Origin of the sequence: Mesorhizobium sp. M0968, from assembly GCF_040319065.1 — a bacterium.
Classification (GTDB): Bacteria; Pseudomonadota; Alphaproteobacteria; order Rhizobiales; family Rhizobiaceae; genus Mesorhizobium.
In genome coordinates, this window is record NZ_JAMYNL010000081.1 from 1 (window position 1) to 1,582 (window position 1,582).

At 59.7% G+C, this 1,582-nt stretch carries 1 protein-coding gene and 1 pseudogene; both read left to right on the forward strand.

Annotation, left to right across the window (positions count from 1 at the left end; translation table 11 throughout):
• Positions 1–194 (forward strand): hypothetical protein (locus tag NKH67_RS33950; RefSeq protein ID WP_353033097.1); only part of this gene is annotated, 194 nt, incomplete at its 5' end.
• 892 nt (positions 195–1,086) lie between these two features.
• Positions 1,087–1,429, forward strand: a pseudogene (locus NKH67_RS34295) (hypothetical protein); the annotation flags it as partial.
• Positions 1,430–1,582 lie beyond the last annotated feature (153 nt).

Consider the following 1,582-nt stretch of genomic DNA (forward strand, 5'->3'; position numbering starts at 1 on the left):
GTGTCGCCAGGGACCTCGGCGTCAGCGAAGCGCTCATCCAGGACCTGACCCTCGGTCTCGAGCCCGAGGACGGCGTCATCTGGGTCTACGGCGCCAACGATGACGACGGGATCTTGGCCTTCACCGATGAAGGCATCGAGGAGGTCAAACTCCTCCTCGAAGAATATCATCGCGTCTCCCCAAAGAAAGCTTGACCCCAGCACTCCGGTTCTCCTGGCTGCCGGATGCGCACGTCTGCGGTCTTCACCGGATGCGTACACCGTCTGCTTCGCCGTTTTGAGTTCAATTTGTCATGCACGGTGTCATGGTCACTCCAGTGATGCGCCAGTTGGATCGCGGCCGCCGCTCTTTGCTTAGGTTGTCCCGTGCCCGAGACAGGCAGGACTAATGTGCCCGTACGCGGATTTATGTCCCGGACCAAAGCGTCTCTCGGCAAACTCAGCCAAGGATCAGTCATGCGCTTTGTGCGAGGCGCGCATGAGGTGTTGCACGAACTCTGTCACCGCCTCAATTTGGGATCACGAACGCGCATGGTGAAGCGCAGCATTCCCTGCGCAAAGAAGCCCGCGACCTCGCGAGTGACGGGCTCCCGGGCCGTGACGCCAGGAGAGTGTTGTCTGAGCCATCACGGCCCGATCCGACACTCCCAAACAGTCTCCTTAGCGTCGCGCAATCAGCAAGCAGAGCTGACGCAGATCGCTGCCATACGTGCCTTCGCTGCTGAGTACGTCGGCGCAGCGCTTCTTCATGCGGATCAATTGTAAGCGCGAATTTCCCCGCACCTTTTGCTGTTGAGTGCTCTGATGCATGAGGTGTCCACCAAAATAGGTGGACACCTTGTGATGGAAGAAGATGAGCAGAAACTGCGGGTGAGGCTTGTCGGTCGGGACGGGCGACGCCGATACGACCCGGCAGATGCCGACCTACGTGCCCCATCGCAAGTCTCCGGCAAATCCACCGCAGCCATGCTGCTCTGTCGCAGCAAGGCCCGATCGGAAGTGCTTTCAATCTGAACCGGGATGAACGCCGATGGTGGGGGCTGTGGGAGGGACTGGGTCTCCGCCCGCTTCTTTATCCACTTTCGGCCCGAACCTGTGGGCGGGACCTGGACTGGTGCGGCGGCGCGGGAACAGCTCTGGTCGGCAATCCCGACAATGTTGCCGCGCGCATTCGCGAGTATCAGGAGATCGGCATCGAAACCATCATCGCGTCCGGCTACCCGCATCTGGAAGAAGCGTTGAACGTCGCCGAATTGCTTTTCCCCACACGGCCGGAGTGGCGAAGCCGCACCCCAGGAGCGCAGCTGGGACGTCGAGTTTGGACGCGGAGTACGAACCGAGGTTGCCGCGTCCGCATCGTGAAGACTTCGTGTACATTTGAATTCGCAGAGCTCCAAGGGACGTCTTCTGAATGGTGTCAAGCGAAGTGAGGATTTGACCCCTGGGGCGAAACGAAGAACTGATCCCCTCATTGCTTTGCAGTTTCGTTGGTGTCGGGGGGGGCGGGGGCGGACGTCGCAGATAAAATACAAGAAGCGAACTCTAAAACTCCGCAGGGGAAGTCACGGCGGAGAAGTAGGATG